Source organism: Acinetobacter sp. 148, assembly GCF_031196675.1.
Classification (GTDB): Bacteria; Pseudomonadota; Gammaproteobacteria; order Pseudomonadales; family Moraxellaceae; genus Acinetobacter; species Acinetobacter baumannii.
The window spans coordinates 1-229 of the sequence record NZ_JAVIMT010000019.1 but is presented as its reverse complement, the minus strand read 5'-3'; the positions used below and the strand labels follow the sequence as shown (position 1 = coordinate 229).

1 protein-coding gene is annotated in these 229 nt (G+C 27.1%); it reads right to left on the bottom strand.

Annotated features, from left to right (window positions below):
- A partial coding sequence (locus tag RFX69_RS03665; RefSeq protein ID WP_375143706.1) for an oligosaccharide flippase family protein occupies nucleotides 1-229 on the bottom strand: 229 nt, incomplete at both ends.

Below are 229 nucleotides of genomic sequence, written 5' to 3'. Positions count from 1 at the left end.
TGAAAAGCCAAGATACAGAATATCTCTAATTATTTTTGTGGAATCAATTATATATTCACCTAATTTTTTGTTTTTAGATGTTTTTTGAAAAATAATATTTTCCGATCCAAACATTGCAATTGTTTGAATGATCGCAAAAATTGAACTTGCAAAGGTTAGCTTTCCAAAGTTTTCAGGACCTATATACTTTGCAACAAATGAGGTAACAAAGATTAAACCAAAAATTGAA